Annotated in this window: 13 protein-coding genes; 2 read left to right on the forward strand and 11 right to left on the reverse strand. The window is 64.3% G+C overall.

The genetic code is table 11. The features are described 5' to 3' along the window. Positions 1–426: 426 nt before the first annotated feature. The gene (locus tag ACFFGH_RS28340) at positions 427–1,605 is read right to left on the reverse strand and encodes a hypothetical protein (protein ID WP_386674978.1); all 1,179 of its coding nucleotides are present in this window, start codon (positions 1,603–1,605) and stop codon (positions 427–429) included. A 225-nt stretch (positions 1,606–1,830) separates the two neighbouring features. Between ACFFGH_RS28340 and ACFFGH_RS28345 the strand changes: the two genes are divergently transcribed. Continuing rightward, positions 1,831–2,325: a hypothetical protein gene (locus ACFFGH_RS28345; protein ID WP_386674981.1), complete on the forward strand. Its 495-nt coding sequence runs from the start codon at positions 1,831–1,833 to the stop codon at positions 2,323–2,325. 184 nt (positions 2,326–2,509) lie between these two features. Here ACFFGH_RS28345 and ACFFGH_RS28350 read toward each other — a convergent pair whose 3' ends face one another. The 10 genes from ACFFGH_RS28350 to ACFFGH_RS28395 all read right to left on the reverse strand — a co-directional run bounded on the left by ACFFGH_RS28350 (position 2,510) and on the right by ACFFGH_RS28395 (position 19,766). Continuing rightward, complete coding sequence (locus ACFFGH_RS28350; RefSeq protein ID WP_386674984.1) at positions 2,510–3,730, reverse strand: hypothetical protein; 1,221 nt, start codon at positions 3,728–3,730, stop codon at positions 2,510–2,512. A 105-nt stretch (positions 3,731–3,835) separates the two neighbouring features. Further along, entirely contained in the window at positions 3,836–5,617 is a 1,782-nt protein-coding gene (locus ACFFGH_RS28355) for an Hsp70 family protein (RefSeq protein WP_386674987.1), read from the reverse strand. Beyond that, a complete protein-coding gene (locus ACFFGH_RS28360; protein WP_386674990.1) occupies positions 5,614–6,720 on the reverse strand; it encodes a hypothetical protein in 1,107 nt (368 codons plus the stop codon). Before ACFFGH_RS28360 ends, ACFFGH_RS28355 begins: the two co-directional genes overlap by 4 nt. Positions 6,721–6,998: 278 nt before the next feature. Further along, positions 6,999–8,123 carry a hypothetical protein gene (locus ACFFGH_RS28365; RefSeq protein ID WP_386674993.1) on the reverse strand — a complete coding sequence of 375 codons (1,125 nt, stop codon included), beginning with the start codon at positions 8,121–8,123 and terminating at the stop codon, positions 6,999–7,001. 235 nt (positions 8,124–8,358) lie between these two features. After that, positions 8,359–11,808, reverse strand: coding sequence for an SNF2-related protein (locus ACFFGH_RS28370; protein ID WP_386674996.1), 3,450 nt, complete (start codon positions 11,806–11,808; stop codon positions 8,359–8,361). Then, on the reverse strand, positions 11,805–15,782 hold the full coding sequence (locus ACFFGH_RS28375) for an Eco57I restriction-modification methylase domain-containing protein (RefSeq protein WP_386674999.1): 3,978 nt from the start codon (positions 15,780–15,782) through the stop codon (positions 11,805–11,807). Before ACFFGH_RS28375 ends, ACFFGH_RS28370 begins: the two co-directional genes overlap by 4 nt. A 103-nt stretch (positions 15,783–15,885) precedes the next feature. Then, complete coding sequence (locus tag ACFFGH_RS28380; protein ID WP_386675002.1) at positions 15,886–16,914, reverse strand: hypothetical protein; 1,029 nt, start codon at positions 16,912–16,914, stop codon at positions 15,886–15,888. An 80-nt stretch (positions 16,915–16,994) separates the two neighbouring features. Then, positions 16,995–17,588 (reverse strand): hypothetical protein, encoded by a 594-nt coding sequence (locus ACFFGH_RS28385; RefSeq protein ID WP_386675005.1) that lies wholly within the window; start codon positions 17,586–17,588, stop codon positions 16,995–16,997. After that, complete coding sequence (locus ACFFGH_RS28390; RefSeq protein ID WP_386675008.1) at positions 17,588–18,994, reverse strand: hypothetical protein; 1,407 nt, start codon at positions 18,992–18,994, stop codon at positions 17,588–17,590. Before ACFFGH_RS28390 ends, ACFFGH_RS28385 begins: the two co-directional genes overlap by 1 nt. Before the next feature lie 208 nt (positions 18,995–19,202). Then, a complete protein-coding gene (locus tag ACFFGH_RS28395) occupies positions 19,203–19,766 on the reverse strand; it encodes a very short patch repair endonuclease (protein WP_386675011.1) in 564 nt (187 codons plus the stop codon). Between ACFFGH_RS28395 and ACFFGH_RS28400 the strand changes: the two genes are divergently transcribed. Next, a complete protein-coding gene (locus ACFFGH_RS28400) occupies positions 19,742–20,860 on the forward strand; it encodes a DNA cytosine methyltransferase (RefSeq protein ID WP_386675014.1) in 1,119 nt (372 codons plus the stop codon). The two genes, ACFFGH_RS28395 and ACFFGH_RS28400, sit on opposite strands and share 25 nt — an antisense overlap. Positions 20,861–20,866 lie beyond the last annotated feature (6 nt).

Below are 20,866 nucleotides of genomic sequence, written 5' to 3' on the forward strand. Positions count from 1 at the left end.
TTGCGAGGTTGTGAAGAGGCGACCAATTCTGACGCGAACTCGCGCTACAAAGCCCGTCAGCCGACGCCCCGCCGCACGCCGGTCATCGGTTCGGCGGTGGCTCAGGTGACGCCCAGATTCGCGCAAATTTTTCAGCAACTTCTGGCCGCGCCCAGACCAACTCGAGCCCGTCTTCGACCGAGTGGATCTCGTCGGCCAGAGGCGGGAACACGACGAGGTCGTGAGGGATTACCCTGCCTGCTGCGTCCTTACGCCCCAGCGGGTCCGCGAAACGCAGCGCTACGCGGTCACCGACTCGCAGGCAGACTTGCGATTGACCTTCGAGTCCCGCGAAAGCGGAATCGTACTCCGGCAGCGGGTCCGCGAACCCTCCCCGATCGAGGAACAGGAATCCCCAGCGCTTGCCACGGGTGGCCCAGATAAGTCTCACGAGAGGCTCTGGAAGAGGATCTGCTCCTCCTCGGCTCTCACAAGGTCGCGACGGAATCCGGCTAACACCGCCGCCAGTCCGTCCCGCTTCGCACTCGCTCGAGTGTCGAAGTCGACGAGCTTGACTTGGAGATCCTTGGCGAGGTGGGCGAGGCTGGGCCCCACAGCGGTCAGGAGCAAACCCACGGCGGCGGCGACCTTGTTACTGGAACCGACGGCCTTGGCCACCCAGTTGCCGAACACGCCTAGTGCAGCCGCCGTCACCTCGGCGTTTTCCAGCAGCTGAAGGCCGACCTTCCGACTCACACGGCCCGCCTGGAGCCACCGTAGATGTCTTTCGAAGGCGAACACGCAGGCAAAGGGAAGCACGAGGTTTAGCCCGACACGCTCGGAGACCTCGATCTTGGTGCCTTCGAACTTCGCCGACGAGAAGGTGACGAAATCTTCACCAACCGCCAAGGCGCCATCGGAAGCGAATAATCCACCTAGTACGTCCCGCAACTTCTCGATGTCGTCTCCCGCCTTCTCCAGCAACAGATCCTTGAATTCGTCGACGTCCATGTCCGGCAAGAGATCGGACTTGGAAAGCGCCACGATCCAAATGCGCGGAAAGCTGTCAAGCGGTTTGCCATCGATCAAGAGATCGTCGCGAAGCAGCAAGAGTCCGTTGCAGTAGTTGGTGAACAGTGACTTGAGATACCTCTCCTCCTCGCCGTCGTTGTCGAGGAGACGCTGACCGTCGACCATCAGGAAGGCGACGTCTGACTGCAGCAGGTTCCGAAAGGTATCGACCCGGCGCTGCGCTTCGTCAACCCCACTCACGTCGTGCTCGAACCACTCACCGGGGTAGTCATGCCATACCATCCGAAGCGCGTCGAATCGCCCATCATCGGCCGCCCTGCCCTGAGCGCGGCTCTTCACCTTCACCGAGAAGGCATATGACTTCGCCGCGAAACGGTTCGGCTCGGGGACCCTTCCCGACCTCTTCATGCCCAGATAATTCTGCGAGAGGTGGGTGCCCTGGGAAGGATTCTCCGCTACGAGGTTGAATCCGGCGTTCACGATGTTCCCACGCTCCTGCGCGGCACCGTAGAAGGATGACAACAGGACGGTCTTGCCGCTTCCGCTCTCACCGAAGACGGCGATGTGCTGCTCGAGCTTGCGACTTCTCCTCATGTGAGCAATGTACGGCAGCCCACCGACGAGCTCGTACGAAGGCACGGCCCGACCACCATCTAAGTTGCGCAGCCGGCGGACGACCCGCGCCGATCGACGGGGCCCAACGGCAGCCCGTGAGCGACCCATCTCCGAGTGGGCCGAGCGATCAACCTCCCCCTCTTGATAAGGCATCAGCTAAAGTAGTTTTATAAACAACAAGGTGAAACAAACGGAGGTAACAAAATGGCGATCACAGACGACGCCCTAGTCCAGGAACTCACCAAGCTAGCCGAAGAGCATCGGCACATCACCGCTCGACTCAATGACATCCTGGCCCGCGTCCGCGGCTCCGCTAGACCAGACGAATTCGATCCCGAGAAGGACACGCCGCCGGTGAAGCCGTTGGTGGACGGCTCGCGGGAGCAGCGGGATTGGTGCTCGATTTTGCTCTGGGGGAAGCTCGCAGCGATCAACATCCGCCAACAGCGCGGGGCCACACGGACGGAAGTAGTGCAAATCGCCGTTGACGCCGGCTACAAGGACGGCCGGGGGTGGAACTCCTGGAAGGGGTGGCACGACGACGAGAGCGGCCACCGCTGGGTGAACACCGGCGGGTCGGAGTTCCTCGGGCACTACCTCGGCCGGGTCGGGCGGATCATGCCGGCGGACCTTCAGGCGGGACTTGCTGGCCTGCCGAAGCCGATGCCCAAGCGAGGAGACAGCAGTAACAAGCACTAGCTCCAAGAGTGCCGCGGCGAACGCATCCTCATCCGCGGTCGTTTGTCGCGGCAGTCGTGTAGTTGCGAGCGCGGTCGCGCCGACAGGTCACGCCGCGACATGCGAGCTTGACCAGGTCGTCGTGAGGGTTTGCTCGCAGATGCTTTGCCAGTGCGGCATCACCCACGGCGTGACAGATGCGGGTTCAGGCGAGGCGCGCGAGTCGACCGATGTGACGCTGCTGCTGCTTGTCGTCCTGCTTGATGTGGACGCTCACCAGCACCCTGGGCCCGCCCGGCAGATAGTAGATGCGGCCCAGGTCCTCCTGGCCGGCGTTGCCGGTGGCCACCTTCGAGACTTCCCGCCAGCCGCGGATGCCTTCGAGGTCCTTTCCGACCATGTCGCCGGTGTCGATTTGAAAGAGCACCCGCAGCGCGGCCGCTGGATTCGAGAAGTCCTCGAGGGCGTCGAGGCTGTCCAGGACGAACTCAAGGCGCTGGAAGGACCGTTCGATGAAGCCTGGCACACCGCGCTGAGGCCCAACAGTCGGACGCACGGCACGTGCCCGTCTCCGCTCCTGCTCACCTAGTTCTTCGAGCCGCTCGTTCAACTCGTCAATTTCGGCACGAAGGATCAGCACTTTGGCGTCGCCGGTTCTCTGCGCCTCCTCGAACTCCTGGAGTCGGCTCCAAAGGTCCGCATTCTCAGCAAGCGCCATTTCGATCAGCGCTTCCTTCTCGAGCCGGAGCCGCGCCTCGTCCTCGGCGCTTTCCGCCTGTGAAACAAGCGCTTCGTGCTCATCCCGGAGGTTCTTGTAGAGCGCAGCGCTCCTCGCGAGGTCCGCCTCCAGTCGAGCGGACCGTTCAGTCTCAGTCGCGACCCGTGCCTCCGCGGAGTCGCGCTGCGCATTGGCCACCCCCAAGGCCGCGTAGAGCTCTGCCACCTCCGCCACCAGCATCTCCACCCGAAGCTGAAGTTGAGCCAGACCGGCGCCCGGAGTTTCGGTGGGCGGCGCCGGTGCAGCCGCCGTGAGTGCTGTGGAGATCTGCGAGCGGAGTTCTTCTTGGGTGGTATCTGAGAGCAGTCTCGCGAACCAGTCGTAGTAGCTCCCATCGGCGGCTGGCCGGTGACTGACATCCCACCGCTGAACCGCAACCCCTGCTGCGGATAGCCGGTCGATGGTCGCTACAGCGACACGTTCCGGCGCGTCGAAGAGGAAGTAGTAGCCGAATTGGGTTCCCTCGAGCGTCCAGCTATCGGAGGCCCCCAGGTACGGACTGGAGCCGGCGGCGCCGGCACCTGGCGCGAACGGAATTGTTGCGCCGCTCAGAAGGAAGCGCTTGGCGTCCTCGATTTCCCACGACGGTCCACTGACGTCGATGGTGTCATCGGCTCGGAGTGGGTACACCGCGCCGTCGTAGACCACTCCTGCGTAGCCATCGGGTGTGAGACGGATGGGACGACGGAGCGCGTCATCTATCAGGGCTCCGTCTCTGGTCACCCGGACGACGGCATGCGCAGAGGCCATCGACTACGCCGCGCAGGTGCAGTCTGGGTCGCCCCATGCGCGTTTGCAGACCGCGCACGGCTGGTAGTAGAGGTGTTCAACCCGCTGCAACTCGGTCGCGCGGTTCTTGATGGGCGGTGGTGAGAAGGCCTCACGACGCGACCGGTAGAGCACGTCGCCGGGGATCGTCGCCTGTTGCTGTTCCGCGGACTTTCCCTCGATCGAGGTGACGTTGGCCCGAATCGTGAGGCCCGTGCTCTCCTCGACTCGTTGGTCAAGCACGTCCGCATCCACAGAAGCAGCCCCGTCGCCGCTCGGCAGCGCCAGTCCGAACTCCAGGTCGAAGAACCGACCCCTCTCCATGGTTCCGGCCTGGGTCGACTCCGCGCGGACCTCGAGGATCAGATTTTCATCGATCTCTACGTCCAGATGGAGTCGTTCTAGGAGGGGACGTGCTTTCGTATCGACGTCGAGCGTGAGCATGCCCAGGGTCTCGCGCTGCGTCGTCGACTGTGGGAAATCGACGAGATGCTTCGGCGATACGACCGGGAACTTGGCCTTTCCGTCGGTCGGATCCGCACAGTAGAGACTGAAACGTTCAGCACGCACTTGTCCATGCGACGGCATCGGTGTGCCGGCCTTCAAAAGGGGCAGGTAGTCACCGCGCGCGAGTTCCAGCTCGATCGGCTTGGCCAGCACGAGATCTTGACGGTCGTGGGCTATCCACGCGGCCCCCTGAGAGACGAGAGTCGCACTGTTCTCCGGCACCTCCACTCGCACATGACCGAACTTCTCGATGAGTCGACCGCGAATTGCAGGCATCGCCGCCATGCCGCCGACGACAATGCACCTGGATACCTGCGCCGCCCCGGTGCCGCTGCGTTCGAGCAGCGAGTCGATCTCGAGCATCGCCTCATCGATCAGCGGACGTGTGATGGACTCAAGCTCAGTGCGGGTTAACGCGTAGACCAGGTCCGTTCCGCTCGCCCCGAAGTACCCGGGCTGGTAGAAACTGGCCTTCGGCTGACTCGAGAGCTCCTTCTTGTTGTCCTCGGCGCGCTTCAGCGCACGAAGACGCGCCGCTTTCGACGGCCGGTCATCAGCCGCCAAGTCGGTTTCCGCAGCGAACCGCTGTTCTACCGCGTTCCGGATCGCCTCATCGAAGTGATCACCACCGACGGTGGCCGTGCCCCCGCTCGCGATTTGTAGCACCCGATCGCGACCCACAGTGCAGAGCGTGAGGTCCAGGGTGCCTCCACCCCAGTCGACAACGAGGACCGTGCGACCCCGGAGGTCGCGGAGGATATCGCCGACGTCACTTGAACCACGAATGTAGCCATAGAGCGCTGCAAACGGTTCGTGTACGAATTGCGAGACGCCGATACCTGCCTGGCCGAACGCCTGACGGAGCGCGGCTCTCCGCGGGCCATTCATGGTCACCGGGATGGTGACGACCGCGTTATCGAGTCCCCGCAAGTCGACTCGACGACTGTTGCGGAGCGACTCAGCGCGGACATACCGAACGATATCCGCGACGATGTCGACCGGACTCTTGTCCACTCCTGCGACGTCGATGAACTCCTCCCCGAGGAAGAACTTCGGGGAGCGAACGGTATTCCCGTGCACGCCGAGGCCTGCGGTATCAAGCGCCTCCCTCGCCTCGTGACCGACGATGACCGCCTCGCCTTCGTACCGCACGACGGAGGGGTACGGCAGGTTGCCTTCACCCAGAAGATCGATCACGCGGTCGCCGGAGACGACCGAAACAAGGCTGTTCGTCGTCCCGAAGTCAAAGCCGACAGTCATTGTTCACCCTTTCCAACTTCACGAAGGCGAGCCACCTCGCCGGTAATCGCTCGCAGCGCACGGTCGACATACTCTTCGGCGATTGGCGAGTGCCCGGCCTTCAACGCGTGCAGGCCGTCGGTCAGCAGATCGACTTGGCTGGACAGGCGACGCAGGACCTCTCCACGGAGCGTCTCGAAATCATCAGCGAGATGGCTCCGATCGATGGAGCCCCTCTGACGCTCACCGTCGAGCTGGCGTTCGAGTTCGGTGATCCGTGCCTCGTGCTCGGTGGCGCGATCTTCGGCCTGCTGAGCACGCCACTCCGCCGTTTCCAGTGACCGTCCAAGCTTCTGCGCCTCATCCGCGCGCCTGTGCGCCTCGGCCTGGGCCCGAGCCAGCTCGCGTCTCTGAGTCCGGACCTCCTCGCCGAAGACTTGGACCAGAATCCCGAGCGGCTCCCCCACCGAGACTCCGATCAGCGCAGCCGCCTGGGCGAAGTGGGACTGTTGCTGCGATTGTGTCGGTCGCCACACGCGTCCAGCCATCTCAAGTGCGAGTTTGGTCGCGTCCCAGTTACGCGCGAACACCTGAAGGAGCGCGTACGCACGGACGACGTTTTGCGCGGCAACCTTGGCCCGGTCGTCGTTGAGCTTGCGTAGCCTTGCATGCTGCTCTGCCCTGACGAACACCATCTCGCCGCTCTGGGCGACGGAGGTGGCCGGCATCGGCCAGTCGACCAGCTCGCCTACACCCGCGTATCGGGAGAGGGCGTAGACGCTTAGCTCTGCAGCCCGCTGCCAGACTTCCCTTCTTGCCTTACCCTCACCTAAGGCGACCAGGATCCGGGCCGGTACCCAGACCGCCGGGTCATTCTGGTGACGGGTATCGATGAGTTGGCGAACCGCTTCCAGTTCACCGTCCTCCGGTTCGATAGCCTCGACCGTTTCCTTCTTCAGTGAAAGCTGTCGGTCCGGCCTGGCGTACGCCAAAGACCACAGCTCAAGTTGAGTTTTCGGCTCCGGCTTGGCAAGCGGGACCTTCGCTTGCTTACCGCGCTCGCTCGTAGGAGTGTCGTCGCTCGGTTGATTGCTCGAAGCTGCGCCGAGGTCGAACTCGGCCACGGACGGGTTGGCCGAAGTGGGAGTCGCCAGGACCGTGTGATCACCCAGCGGCTCATCCTCATGATTCGGCCCGCTCGTGGCGCCGGCGCTGTCCTCGACGACAGCACCCGGATGTTCTGGAGCTCCAATAGAAGCCCGGTCCGCGGGTGTCGAACCGGCCTTCCGTCGGTTCCGCTTGCGTCGTGCGGCGCCTGGCGCCCTATTGCTTGAAGGCGCTCCCGCGGTGTCCGCTGAAGCGTTCGGGTCGTCCGTCGATGTCTCGCTCGACTGCTGGTCAGTCACAGCTGGGCATCCATTCGTTTGCGAAACTGCATGTACCAATCCTCCGTCTTCCGCTCATGGCGGAGTGGTTCTGCCGCGGCGCGCGCCGCGGCGTGATCTTCCACAGCAAGGTAGTGCTCTGCCGCTACCACCCGGAGCTTGAGCTCGTCATAGGGGCGCTCCCCACCGAGGGCGGCGAAGTCGGCTTCCACGTGCGCGTCCCAACTTCCTTCGATCGTTGCAGCCGACGCGAGAAGGACACGTTCAGTCGCGGAATCGCTGAGAGCCAATTCCAGGCCCGCGAGGCCTAGTTGCGTTAGGTCGCCGAGATCGACATCCGTAGCGCTAGCTAGGAGCTTCTGCATTCGTAGGGCGACAGCTGAGACGAGCGGGCTGCGAGTCCTCCGCATGGCTTGATCGAACTGGTTGTAATGGAAAGCGACGAGGGCGCAGATCGTCTCTGCAGCGGGTCGGTCGTATCTGCCGAGCTCAGTCACGGCGGTGTCGTATCGTGCCGTATATTGCTCAGCCAGCGCGTCCGTGTTGCTCGGTTCGGCGTCCGCGAGGTTCTCCCTAGCGAGGACACCGAACAGGTAGCTCGCGAGGCCGTCAAGGTAGCGCGCGGCGGTCTTATTCGATCTGCCTCGCTCGACGAAGTCGACGATCGCGCGGCGACTCAGTTCGTGACCGCTGACGAGGTGTTGGAGTGCGGCGTCCACCCCGTCGAGGTCGTGCTCGGTTGGCAGCGCGAACTCGACCTGCGCGAACCGTTCGTGCCCACTCCCCCGCGCAATGATGTCCACGACACCCGTGGGACGCCTCGCGAGTAGCGCGGACGCATGCTCGGGCGGGAGAAGCTCACCGTTGAGCTCGACGATATCGATCTTGTGGAAGACCCAGTCTTCGGGATCAGTGACCGTGGTGACGATCAAGCGCGAGGTGCCGACCTCCCGACCTCGGACGAGGATGATGGGCCGCTCGGAGAAATGCCCGTAGAACCGATGCACGGCCAGCTCGGCCTGCGACTCGAAGACGAGTCCGCAGTGCATGCACGGAAATTCCGGCCGCGACTGCGGCAGCTCAGGCAAGATCGGTTCCGGCAGCCCGAGCAGGTCCATGCGGTCGCGCGCCCAGAACCCCATCAGGCGACCCGCCCGTCGGCAGGCAAGCTCTTCCCCGAAAGCTCATGTTCAGATGCGCACGCCCGACCAGGACGAGTCCGCAACGAGTCGAGCCTTTCCCGGAATGTGGTCGCTGCTTTACACGCCTGAGCCATGTGAGCAGTCGAACAACAATTCCACTGGCAGCACGACGCCGGAAGTCCCCCGAACTGGGGACACCGGCGTGCAAGGGCACTACGTTGTCGCGGCGCTAGACTCATCCGGCCGAGCTCGCCCGACCCTTCGTGCCCGCCACCGCCATCCAAGCGATCAGGCGGACATCTTCCGGCTCGATCGGCGGCAGAGGCTGCACTTTCTCCGCCGGCTGAATCCCATATTCGTTCAGCACGTCGATGATCGCTTGGAGACGCTTGGCTGGCGAGCCGTCGACCCGGAGGGCCTGCCGCATTGCCCGGGCGGCCTTGGTGCTCGGCACCGATCGGAGGCGTCGAACGAGATCACCCTGGCCTTCGGCGCCCAGTGCGGCCCCGTGATCCATTGCGAGCCGAGTAGCCTCCCGGAATGACAGCGGCAAGGCGGCCGTAAGCGCGTTCGGGTCGGTGTTCTTCGTCCAGTCGCCATGGGCGGCGTCGCGGGCGATGGCCCAGGCCTCGTACGCGGCGCGGAAGGCACCGTTGGACAGAACGCGGTCACGATCGGCCGACCCGGGGTCGGATGCGATGAGCGATGCAAGGGTGTCGTCTTCCACGCGCCACTTCCCCTTCTCCTCACCGATGAATGGCGCCCAGTCCTGATCCACGTAGACGTTCCGGAACCACACCTTGTCGCTCTCGCCCATGCGCATACAGAACACAAAAACGTTGTGGTCCAGACCTGGGTGCTCAAAGCCGCTGCCGACGGCGTGCGGAAGATCGTCCAGGCGCGAGCGCAGCCCCTTGTCCTCCGCGAGGGCGTTCAGGAGGCGGCGCCGGTACTCCTCGCCAGAGCCGGCCGCGGAGCCGCCGCCCTCGTTGACGAGCGTCTGGATCTCGGCCGCGATGTCGTCGGCGTCATAGTGGTCCTGCGGCGGGAAGGCCGCGACGCCCGGTAGCACAGTGCCGACGCCGACGGCGGCGTCAGCCTGCTTCAGCTTCCGCACAAGGGTGTTCTCGAGATGCAGGTACTCGTCCAGATGCTCCGACGGGAAGAAGACGCCAAGGCGGATCTCGGCATGCTCGCTTCCGATCCGGTCGACACGCCCATGGCGCTGGACGATCCTCATTGGGTTCCACGGCAGGTCGTAGTTGATGATCTCCGCCGCCTGCTGCAGGTTGACGCCTTCAGCAAGGACATCGGTGGTGAGCAGAATGTCGTATTCGTCGTCGTCGAGCGGATTGCCGTCGTCGTCGAGACGACCCGCTGTGCGCGGCGCGAAGCCCGCGATGGCGTTGGCTCGAGCTGCCTGGTGGATTCCGCCAGCCTTGCCTGACGCGTACTCGCCGATGATGGCCGGAGCGAGGCGTCCTCGGTAGTCCGCGAGAGGAGAATCGTCCTCCGCGCTCTCCAGCGCGGCGGTTACGCGTTCGTGCAAATCGCGGATGGTGTCGGCGTAGGTGGAGAAGACAATGACCTTCCGCCGATCCGCCGACGAGATTCCCCGCGGGCTCACGGGCTTTGCGGCTTCAGCGATTGCACCGAGCTCCTCGACAAGCGTTGCAGCCTTCGGCTCCCCGTCGCCCGCGGCGGCGAGCGCGAGGTCGCGCAGCCGGCGGAGCAGCTGCAGGTCGAGTTCGACGTCTCCCTTCAGAATCTCGGCGTAGTAGTCACGCGCCGGTGTCACCTGATGCTCGGAGTCGACGTCGAGGTTCTCGATGATCTCCTCGAGATCCTCCGATTCAGAGTTGACGTAGTCGCGCAAGGCGCCGCCGATGAGAACGTGCCCCTTGGCCAGCCCGGAGAGAAATGCCTCATGGGCGGTGATGAGCACACCCAGCGTCGATGCGAGCGCGACCGGTGAAGACTCGAGCCGCTTGAGCAGGGCCGAGCGGAGGAGGCCCATGTTGGACACCTGTGTGGCGTCTAGGTTCGCCTTCTTGAGGTAGGCGCTCGGGGCGTATCGAGCGAGGAGGAGCCGACCAGGGTCGCCCCGCCGCACGTCGAATGACGCGGCGTGCGCCTCCTCCTCTGGGATGTCGAGGGCATATGTGACCGCGCCCACGAGAGCGTGACCGGCGGCATCCAGCTGGTAGTCGACGCGGCGCACCTTGGCGTCGGGGAACTCCACCGGGATCAGCTTCCCACCGGGGCCCGGAACGGTCTCGCCGGTGTAATTTTCCTTGACGAATCGGCGGGTGCGGCGGACCGCAACCTGGTCCATGAGGTCGAACAGGTGGCCCGGCGTCAGCGCCTCGGGATCGAGCTTCTGTGCGTCCTTGATGTACTGACGGATCGACGGTATGCCCATCGACGCGAAACGGGCGTCGTCGCGGACGAAGTACTTGACAAGCGTTTCCAGGTCGATGAGGGAGTTGTTGACGGGCGTCGCCGTCAGAAGGACCACCTTCTTCGGGTGCTTGCCGGCCAGAATGATGCGGTCTAGTGCGGCCGACCTGGCCGCCCCTGCGTTCCGGAGGTTGTGCGCCTCGTCGACGATGATGAGCGCCGCGTCCTCGGCGCGATCGAAGAATGCGCGGTGCATGGCGTGAGTGGGATCCATCCGCGTGCGGATCTCCTCATAGGAGTGCACAGTGACCCGGCGGCTCATGTCGTAGCGCTCCAAGATCGGGTCCCAGACGCTCGCCTTCAGCGCGGCTGGCGCAGCGACGAGTACGCGCTGGCGCTGCTCCTCCGTCGCTGCGGCGATGACCTCGAGGGCGAGGAAGGTCTTGCCGAGGCCCACCTCATCCGCGACCAGTACGCCGCCGATCTCATCGAGGAGGCGGCGCATGCGCTTGACCCCGTCCGCTTGGAAACGGGTCAGGTCGAACCGCGTCGGCCCGGCCGTCTCGTCGTCCAGGTGGTCACGGTATCGCTCCCACAGCATCCGGAGAAAGATGAGCCACGGACTGTGCTCCGCCCAGAGCGGCTCGTACAGTGCGGCCAGATCGTATCGCTCACTATCCGCCCAACACTCCTCGAACCATTTGATGACCTGTCCTATGGACCCGTGCGTTCCGGAGGCGCCGACGTTCAACTCCGCGTTGCGAGTCAGTCCAGCGAGGGTGAGGTTGCTGGAGCCGGCGAGGTATGCAGGATGGGTCGGGTGATTGCTGATGTAGGCCTTGCCGTGAAGGAATCCGCCGGTGTAGCGGCGGATCTCGACGACCGGCTCCCCCGCCTCGTCTGCGGCACGCAGCCACGCGACCAGACGCCTTGCAGACTCCGTCGACTTGTACTCGAAGCCGAGCGCGTCCCGCTCAGCCCTGAGCCAGTCGTCGTGGTTGGCGAGCGCAACATGCAACCGCTGACTGGCCGCCGCGTCCGGTTCGAGCCGGATCAGGGGATCCGGGATCGGTTCGGCACCCAGAAGCAGTCGGATGCGCGGTAGCCGCTCAAGCTCCGCCGCGAGCAGCATGAACCCAGCCGGGTTGACGTAAGCGGTGGCAATTGCGGCGTCAGGCGCGTGGGCAAGCGCCTCACGGTTGACCCGAAGGAGCCGGTTAATTTCCTCGCTGACCCACATCGGCGGCGCGAGCCGGTTCGTAGCGAAGACGGGAAGCTGGGTCATCGGGCGCTCCATTGGTCTAGTAGTGCCTGAGCTCCGGCTAGCAAGGAAGGGGACATTCCTGCATCACTGAAATCCGCGGCCACCCTCTCTAGGTCTTCCGACGTCAAGTGGAACCCGGCTGCGGTGTGTCCTTCGATTTCCACTCGGATATCCATGTCAGACGTCGAATCTTCGATTGCCGCGCGGTCCGCCCAACTCTGTATGTCGATGTCTCCGGCGACCCAACCGTACCCACCGCGGTGGAGTAAGACTGCGACCAGTGCGGCGACGCGCTCGATCGTTGGCTGGGACCACGACGGCAACGGCAGGTTATTGACGACAGGCGCCGTCACATGGCGGTCAACGAACCGACGCGCCCACCAATCGAGGCAAGTCGTGTTCAAGAGCCCGAGTAGCGCCAGCGAGGCTTCAGCCGTAGTCCCCGCGACATGTGCGACAGCGTGCACCGACCCCTTGTTGTGGAGAACCCCTGCGGCAGGGAGCGCCGTTGCGATGATGGTCCGGGTGTCATCGCTGCGGCTGGGGTGCCGAAGGACGATGCGCGGATGGGCAGCACTCAAGCGCACGTCTTCCCCGTGGCGTTCGATGCCGCGGCCCTTCGCGACCAAAGCCTCGTGGTCGTTGACGAATTGCTTAGACGCAGGTGACCTGCGTAGCGAATAAGCGCTGACGTGACGGGTCATCAGCACTCGCCAACCGCCGTCGTCGAGGGTCGAACTGGCCAGTCGCTTGTCAGGACCTGTGTTGCGGAAGTCCCATCGCGCATCATGAACAGCCTCGACCCAGCCTTCATTGCCTTTGAGTCTTGGGCAGCCGCGCAGTTTGTCAAAGACGGCACGATCATCAGAGCTGTCGAACCACGGGATAACCAGCCCGTCAGAATAACTCTCCAGATCGGTGACCGTCATTGCGATCGTCGTGGCTGTTGAGATCCCGGCAAGCCCAGCGGCATCAGTCACAACTGCTACGCGGACCGGCTCCGGTGTCGGAGGCCCCGCACTCACAAGAACGACTGCGTAGCTCGCGTGGACTCCCTGGAAGAGCCATCCAGAATGATTTCGGGCCTGCACAAGTGTGAGGCTGTGGTCACGTACCAGGCGCTCCCTCAACTTAGACCAGCCAGCGAGCACAAGTAGTTGCCGGGGTAGCACAAGCCCGACTTGACCTCGACTGCGAGTCGACTTGAGGGCCCGCTCAAGCATCAGCTGAGCGGTCTCAAGGTGTGTACCACCGCGCCAAGCGAAGCCGCGCTTGAAAAAGTCTTGCAGTTTGGCGCGCGCGGCCATCTCCTGCTGTTCGTGGGCAGCCTCGTTGGGACGCTCACGCCGCAATTGTTCAATGCGTGCGTCGCGGGCTGTGTCCGGAAGCGCCATGAGCCCCGGGCTCACCTTCGCCCAGAAGGGCGCGGCTTCCCAGCGGACTTTCTCCCAGGGTGGGTTTCCGATAACGGCGTCGAACCCCGGGTCATCGCGGATAAACACTTCTGGAAATAGATAGGGGAAGTGCGCCGGCTTGATTTGCTTCGCCGATTCGGCCAGGGACGAATCACCGAGAAACTTCGCCAGGTCGTCAGTCGTTAGCAAGCTGGGTGCCTGAATGTTGCCAAACTGAATCGCAACAGCGCCATCGAAGATGCGACGGGCAGTGTCACTTGCCGCCTTAGCCTCGGCTAGAAGTCTTGCGCCGGCCGCGACTTCCGACTTGTCTGCTTCGCTGGCGGCGGCGAAGTTGGCCAGCCGGGTCTTGGCACGCGCGAGCTCGTCGAGGATCACGTCGTCGAAGAAGGTGGCTTGGCCGGGGTTGCGCTTGGGGTCGAGCGCGTCGAGTGCTTCCTCGATCGTCCCAATGCCGGTGAGCGAGTTGCCGAGGACAAGGTTGTGGTCGAGGCTCGACATCGGGAGACCGGGAACGAAGGTGTGTATCCATATCGCGAGGCGCGAGAGCTCAACGGCGAGCGGGTTGATGTCGAGCCCGTAGACGCAGCGGCGAGCAACCTGCCGTCGCAGGAGCTGTGCCTCGGTGATTGCCTCAGCCGCCTCGATGTCGTCGCCGAGTGCCTCGCGGGCCTTCTCGGCGAGCCGGCTGAGCTCGGCCCGGACCCCCGGCACCGGCGTCACGGTGAGAAAGTCCCGCATGCCGCGCTCGATCTTGTCGACGGCAGCGACCAAGAAATGGGCGGAACCCATCGCAAGGTCGGCGACGCGGAAGTCCCAGAATGCGCTCGCGGCCTCGCGCTCCTTCCCTGCCTCGACCAGCTCGCGCACCTTGTCGAGGTGTGACTTCAGCGCGGACTTGACGGACCGTTCGATCAGGTGGTCGACGACGATCTTCGGGGTGAAGTACGAGCCGGTCGCCTTCCGCTCGCCAGACGCCGAGTGGAAGTACGGCGAACCTGCGGGAGCGACGACCTCATCGTGCTCCTTCGCCGGGACGAAGGCGCCTGATCGGTCGACGGTGAGGTCGACTGCCGCCAGGGACAGGGAGGACTCGAGGAGTCCTTCATAGATGGTGCCGAATTCGCGGACCTGCAGCGAGCGAAAGTCGACAGCGCCCGTCACGCCATCCTCGGTCACCTCGGTGAGCATCGCCTGCAGAGCTGGGCCAAGCACACTGTCCGGGAGTTGGAGCTTCTTCAGCAGCTTGCCCTCATCAGTGGCGGGATCGAAGAGGCTTCCGCCGTATGCGGGGACCTCCCAGCGCGGGTTGCCGCTGTAGATCGCGTCCCAGACCTGTACGAGGTCGAGCCAAATAGATGACGCTGATTCGCCGAACTGCTCGGGTGGCGTGGCCGCCTCCCGCTTGACGAACGCCTGGAGCGAGTTGGCGTCGTAGGCCTCGTTCCGACCCGCGGGCAGTAGTTCGCTGTCCTCGCCGTACGCCTGGAACAGCAGGCGGAAGAGGATCCGCAGGGTGAGCGCATACGCGGTCTTGAGCCCTTCGGCGTCAACCGCGATTCCGAGCTCAGGCAGCCGCTCCGCGATGGCGACAGAAATGGACGGCACGACACCGAGATAGACGCGATCGCGGAGTCGCGCACCGAGGTCAGCGGCGTAGCGGCTTGAGCCGTCGAGGATCTGCTCGGCAGAGCCGCCACTCTCGAGCGCGTCAGCCGAGAAGATGAGTGGCAGCAGGCCGGCGAAGTCGGCATCGATGAAGGCAAGGTCGAGCTCGAAGAAGGTCTCCGACTGTCCTCGTTGCCCGACGCCGACGCCGTCCCGACCCGGGTAGAGCCGCAGGGTGGACTGCCGCAGGACGATCAGCCAGGGCACCTCCTCCCGTCCTGCGAGCTGGAGGCCGTGCGCCACCGGCGACAGCTGATAGGAGGGACTCTTCTGATCGAATTGCTCCGACTCGTCCAAGAGCACGGCGATGGCCCGGCGAGATCCGGATGCGCCCCGAAGAACGAGCGCGCTTCCCGAGGCACGGCTGACTGGGTCCGCTGCGAAGCCGAGCGCGGTGATGAGCTCCTTGCCGCGCTTCGAGAGCATCGGCTCGGCTTGTTCGCGAGCCGATACCCAATCCGGCCGACGCGGCACGTTCACCCGAAGGTGGTGGGTGGCGAAAAGGAAGTGGTTGGCAAACCCGCCCAGCCCGATCGAGTCATACGCGCGTTGGATCGCACGAATCCGCTGGTGGGCGGCCAGGCCGTGAGGCTCGTCGAGAACCGACTGCAGCTGCAGCTCCGCCTGCCCCCGTGGAATCGGGCCCAGCGGCTGACCGTTGCCGTCGGGGCCGTACAGCCACACTCCGTCAGGCGCCACGGCGGCCACCACGAACGGCATCGCCGTCTTCGTGCCGCGAGTACGCCACATCGCCTCGAGGGCGCCCTTCGTCGGTCGAGCCGAAATGGAGGCGACCGCCACCTGGACCTCGCCGACCCCCATCTCGTCACGCCCGAAGTGAACGCTCCCGGCTACGGCAGGATGCGGCAGTTCGTCTTTCCACGGGATGCTCCGCGTGCTCAGCAGCTCCATAGCGCGTTCCTCATTTCGTCGTCGATTGCGTCCACCACAGGCGGAGCAAAGTAGAGAAGCTTCTCACGAGCTGCCGACATCAGCAGCATTAGGTGCTAGCCGATTAGCTCAAGTGCCCCGGGAACCAGTCGGCGGCAGCCACCGTGGCGAGACGTTTGACCCCTTGAACATCATCGATGACGATGACGTCGCCATAGGTCGTGACGCGAACCAACGTGCCGTCGTCGACTTGAGTGCCCTGCAAGGGTCGACATTCACCGGTGTCGAGGTCGCGCACCATGTCGCCTTGGACCTCGTAGAACCTCGGCAGAAGAAAGCCGCGTGCTTGCTCATCTTCGGGGTCGTCGCCGAGATACCCAAGCAGTCGCGGGTTCTCGTTGATCCAGCCGCCCACGGCGCCGTCCGGGGCGACCCAGACCTCGCCCCCGCGCGGCGGCACCGCCAGCCACTGCTTCGCCTTGCGGCCGAAGGCGTCGCCGACCTTGGACTTGAGGGACTCGAAGGTCGCCGGATCGACGATGTCCCCGGTCCTCGTGACCTTGAATCGGGTGTCGGGAATTGCACCGACCCACACGCCACCGATCCGCGGACGCGGCGCGTCGTCGGGAACGGGAATCTCTGCAGGCGGTTCTTCTGGAGGAAGGTCAGCGTCCTTCACCGGTTCGGGAGACGGCTGAGGCGCCGAACCGGGTGAGGACGGCTGAAGTTTGGGCTGATGCTGGCCGGTCTTGATGCGCTGCAGGCGGGTCAGCAGGGCGACCACCTGGTTGAGCGAAGCGAGCCCCGCCGCTTGCGCGAAGGCACGCACGTGCTGGGCGACCTCGATCAAGTCCTCGAGCGTCGGGTCCTCCCCGAAGTGAAACCAGGTGTTGCGCGTCCAGACGATCTTCTTCGCGGCGAGCACCATGTCATCGGTGTATCCGAACACCTCTCGATACGGCGAGTCGACTTCATGCGCGTAGTCCTTGAGCACCAGACCGGGATCACGGTAGTCGTACTGCTGGTTGGTCGGATACCGCTTGGGATTCGTCTGCTTGCGATTGGCGATGAAGTTCACGAACCAGTAGGTGCCGCGTGAGGGCGACAGTGCGGCCTGCGCCGACAAGCCGAGGTCAAAGCCGAGCACGCGCATCATCGTGTAATACCCGCGGACGAGGTCGCCGAGCTCCTTGCTCTCGGGTCGCTCAATGGCGAGGTTCAACGTCGTCGGCACTAGTGGATCGCCTCCACGCCGGCGCGGCCGTGGCCAAGCATCAGCGGCATGACGCGAGTGAGTCCATAGACCGCGAAGAGGGCCGCCGGATTGTCGACAGGCACCTCGACTGCCGGCTCGGTCTTGAATCGCGGAGCGTCCGGCAGCAGGTCGACGTACGCGCCCGTGCGGCTAGCGCCGAGCTCTTCGAGAAGCGCGCGGGCGTCTCCCCCGGCCCACCCATCCAGCTGCTCCCAGCCGACCGCGTCAAGGCCGGCTCGGCCGCCGTCCTTATACCGGAGCGCGCGGAGGCGGGCTACGAGCTTGTTGCCGACCGCCTTCGGCGCCAGCTCACCGGCGTCGCGCAGGCGGTCGTAATCCCCTGGGCCCGCGAGCAGGTCGCTCATGCGCAGGCTCCACTCGGTGCCTCCGGGCCATTCGACCAGAGCCACCTGGGCCCGCAACCCGTCATCCGCCTGCAGGTTTGCGATCACCGCCTGGCCTTCGATTTCCTGGCGGTTGCCGTGCCACTGGCTGGTGGGCACGCCTTTGAAGGGGTGCTCGCCGTCGAGAACGTCAATGGCAACCGTGCCGACCGTGAACCTCGTTGCCATCAGGCTCCTACCCCCGCACCCTTACCGCTGCGGAGCAGCTCGTTCTGGAATGCGCTGAGAGCAAGAGCGTAGGACTCCTGACCCTTGCCGACCTTCTGCGGGTCGTACTGGAACGGAGCCATCAGGATGGTGAACTGCTTCACGACGTCCTGAAGGTGCTCCGCGAGGAACTCGAACGGGTCGGTCTGCCAGTCGATCGTGCCATCCGCACGGTGCTCGAGCAGGCCGGTAAGGCCATACACGAGGGGGATGATGAAACCTTCCGGGCTGTTGTAGTCGACCTTCGCGCCGGTGAACCGAGCGTGCTTGGACTTGCTGCTTGTGTTCATCTTCGCGACCGCAACGATGCGCCCGTACTTGCCGCCGAGTGCGTTGTAGGCCTTCGGGAAGTCGGCGTAGACCCGGTCGTAAAGCTCCGGCATCTGTGCCGCGATCTTCAGGGCGCTGTGCACGCGGGTGCTCTTCAGCTCCTTTTTGAACCCGCCGGTGTTCGCACTGGTGACCTCCTTGGAGCTCATGAGCCGCTCGAACCGAGCGACGCAGTCACCCTTGTTGCGGTAGATGTTCTGCGGCACCGGCGCATCGACCTTCCGGCCGTCCTCGTCCACGGGCATCGGATCGAGGAGCGCCAGCGGCACCCAGGCGAGGGAGATGACGTCAGCGGCCTTGATGAATCCGCCGTCGTTGGTCTTCCACTCGACCTTGTCGGCGATCGCCTTGGGGAGAAGCGACTTCAGGTCGTCGAAGTAACCGTGCTGGTTCGCCTTGGCCTCGGCCCTGAGCTGCACGTTGTTGTTGCGCGCCGCGCAGATATCCAGGAGCGACGCGCGGAAGTCGTCCACCACGAGCGGGTCGCCGGCATCCTCAGGCACGATGAGCTCGACCGGGATAAGGAAGTCCAGAGCCCCACCATCGGCGTCCTCGGCAGTTCCTGCCTCAGCTCGGAACGCGCGGATCTGCTCCCGCGACTCGTTCCAGAGCTCACGGAACTGCGCCCACAGCTTCACTTTCTTGAGCCGTGCATCGGAACCAAGCGCCAGCTCGAGCACATGGAGACCGATGGCGAGGGTGTTGTGCCCCCCGTCGAGAATTCCCTCCAGCTCCGTGTTGTCGAACGTCACGCGCACTCGGCCGCGGTCGAGCCGCTCGTACTCGGAGGATCCGAGGAGCACGCCCTTCGTCTTGAACGGGAAGTCGTCGGGGGTGTTCTGGATGGAGTAGCGGATCGCGTCAGTGACGGGTCCGACTTTGGACGAGCGCGGGTTGGCCTCGAGATCGAGGTTGTCGATGAGCGGAAGGAAGTGCTTGGCCTTGACGAATCCCGAGATACGGGTGATGCCATCGACCGTCTGCTCAGCCGGCTGATCGAACTTGATGATGATCGGCTCGGTGACTGTGTCGTTCATGTTGCTCTCCTCTAGGTAGGGAGAGCCCCTGAAACAGGAAAAGCCGACATCTGTCGGCCTCGTCGTCGCTCATCTCTGAGCCAGTTCCAGAAGCCCATCCGGGTTTCATTCCGCGACCCCGTCCGGGATCGCATTCCAATCATGGCGAAAGGACAGCGTTCCGGTCCACCCCCCCCTTTGGGGGACATCCATCCTCGTCGCCTCGGGCCTACGGAGCCGGGCGAGTGGTGAGCTGCAGGTATGCGGAGGCGACGCGGCTGACCACCGCGGAAGCGTCCTCATGCTCCCAAGCCCGCAATACAGTCCACCCCGCGTCAATCATCAACGCGTCGGTCTGACGGTCGCGCCGCACATTCGCATCCCGCTTCTCGCGCCAAAATCGCGCGTTCGCCCCCGGCGCCGAGTAGTGGTCGGGACAACCGTGCCAGAAGCAGCCGTCGATGAATACCGCAAGCTTCTGACGCGTGAAGACGATGTCCGCTCGACGTCGCAAACCTTGCACCGGAGCGAAGTCCACCCGGAATCTAAAACCCCGGGCATGCAGTAGCCGTCTAACGGCTATCTCCGGCTTCGTGTCGCGACCGCGATTCGATCGCATGGATTTGGCGGTACCTGCGCTGCTTGCCCAGGATGCCCGCGCACTACCCTCCGCGCGTGCGCTCCCGAGATCCTCACCGCTCACCCATCCATCCTGATACGCCGGCGCGTCGCCACGCCGACGTCTGAGGCCTTGCCTATTCTTCGGATGTGACGGCCCCCACTTACAGAACACTCGATCTCTTCGCCGGCGCTGGAGGCCTCACCGCAGGCTTCCATCAAGCTTCGTCTCGGTTCGTAACCGCGGGCGCGGTCGAGATGGACAAGGCCGCGGCAGCCAGTTTTGAAGCGACCTTCGGTGGGGGCCTGGTCTGGGCGGACAGCATCCAGTCGTGGCTGGAGTCCGGCGAGCTTTCAGCGGATGTCGATGTCGTCATCGGCGGTCCGCCATGTCAGGGCTTCTCCACCTTAGGCAAGCGCGATGCTGAGGATGTCCGGAACCTGCTCTGGCAGCAGTACGCAGAGACGATCCGCCGCGTGACGCCGAAGTACTTCGTCGTGGAGAACGTCGCTGCCTTCGCCAAGTCGCCGCAATTCGGGGACTTCCAGAGCGCAGTCACTTCCGGCGGAGAACTTTCGGATTACGACTTCGCCTGGGCAGTACTGAACGCCGCGGACTTCGGTGCACCTCAGGCGCGCAAGAGAGCCGTGCTCATCGGCCACCGCCGCGACTTGCCGCCCCCGGGGCTCCCCCAACCGACACACGGGGGCCGGCACGTCACAGTCCGGGAGGCTCTCCGCTCCATTCCATTCGAGACGGTCCACCCCGAGGCTCTCCCCCGGCCGGTGTATGAGTTCGAAGGACACCAATTCGCTGGCCCCTACCTGGCGAAGGACCTGCACGTCGGTCGCAACTACACCGACGTCTCCCTCAAGCGCTTCGCTGCTATCCCTGTGGGCGGGAACCGCTTCGACTTGCCCTTTGAGCTCCAGGCCGAGTGCTGGCGTCGTCACAAGTCCGGTTCGGCCGACGTCATGGGGCGCCTCCACTGGGATCGACCGGCGGTGACCATCCGTACCGAGTTCTTCAAACCGGAAAAGGGTCGCTATCTTCATCCCGAGGCCGACCGGGCGATCACACACTACGAGGCAGCACTGCTGCAGGGCTTCCCGCCTGAGCACCGGTTCGTCGGATCGTTGACGGCCATCGCCCGCCAGATCGGAAATGCGGTACCGATTCCCCTCGGCTCGGCGATTGCGACTCATCTGCTCTCCGCACTCGACGCAGGGGCCTCGAGCCCCGTCAGAGAAGATGCACGTGCCGCTTAGGCTTCT

Source organism: Lysobacter korlensis, assembly GCF_042434515.1.